The following is a 1,147-nucleotide window of genomic DNA, read 5'->3' as shown; positions in this document are numbered from 1 at the left end:
TCTTGTCCTGCCGCGGGTAGCCGTACCAGGGCGTCACGGCGGCCACGCGGTGGGCGCTGGCACCGACCGCCGCGTCCACCATGACCAGCAGCTCCAGCAGCGCGTCGTTGGCGTTGACCCCGGTCTCGGGGTTGCCGCACATCGGCTGGACGAGGAACACGTCCGCGCCGCGGATCGACTCGTCGAACCGGCAGTAGACCTCGTCGTTGGAGAAGGTTTTGAGCGTGATCGGGCCGAGATCGACACCGAGCTGCCCGGCGATCCGGTCGGCCAGCACAGGGTTCGCGCGGCCCGAGAACAGCATCAGCCGCTTGTCGTAGCCCCGCTGTAGAGACGCCGTCATGAATCCACCCTTCGTTGGGTTCGTGGGGGCCGGCACCTCAGCCCGGCCCCGTCGCTCCGTCGATCGCCGCAGCCCGTGGCATGCCGGCTCGTGCCCCGACCGTGCCGACGGACAGCGAGGCTGCCGCCACGCCGCGGGCCGCGGCTTCGGGGACCGCGGCTCCGGCGGCCAGCGCGGCTGCGAGCACCCCGTTGAACGTGTCGCCCGCGCCCGTGGTGTCGCGGACCGTGGCGGGCGGGGCGGGCAGGGGCGTCGCCCCCCGCTCGGGGTCGACGATCAGCACCCCGTCGCCGCCGAGCGTCACCACCACCGATGCGCCGGTCAGAGCGGCCACCGCGGCCGCCATCTCCGCCACCGAGTCGGCCGTACCCTCCTCTACCAGCGCGTAGAGGTCCCGCAGCTCCGACCGGTTCGGGGTGACGACCGGGCCGAGCCCGAGCAGGTCCACCAGCTCCGCGGTTACCGGCGCCGGGTTGAGCACGCACGCCAGCCCGTACGCCACCGCGGTCTCCACCGCCGCCGCGACCGCCTCCGACGGGATCTCGGTGCTGACCAGCACGCAGCCGGCCCACTCCGCCGAGCGCGCCACCGCGGCGCGCACCGCCGCCGGTTCCACGGCTGCATTGGCCCCGGCCCCCACGGCGATCTGATTCTCCCCGCGGCCGTCGACGACGATCAGGGCCATGCCGGTGGCGACTCCTTTGAGCACGGCCACGTCAGTGACGTCGATCCCCTCCGCGCGCAGCTCCGCCAGGGCACCGGTTCCGGTGTCGTCCGCGCCGACGGCGCCGCAGTAGCGGACCT

The 1,147-nt window shown here is 73.8% G+C and carries 2 protein-coding genes; both read right to left on the bottom strand.

All coding sequences use genetic code 11. The features are described from left to right. A partial coding sequence (locus PKE99_RS37635) for a ribose-phosphate pyrophosphokinase-like domain-containing protein (RefSeq protein ID WP_271215040.1) occupies positions 1–343 on the bottom strand: 343 nt, incomplete at its 3' end. 37 nt (positions 344–380) lie between these two features. Further along, a partial coding sequence (locus PKE99_RS37630) for a PfkB family carbohydrate kinase (protein ID WP_271215039.1) occupies positions 381–1,147 on the bottom strand: 767 nt, incomplete at its 5' end.

This window comes from Pseudonocardia halophobica (assembly GCF_027922425.1).
In the GTDB taxonomy this organism is placed as follows: Bacteria; Actinomycetota; Actinomycetes; order Mycobacteriales; family Pseudonocardiaceae; genus Pseudonocardia; species Pseudonocardia halophobica.
This window is presented reverse-complemented; position numbering and strand designations above follow the sequence as displayed.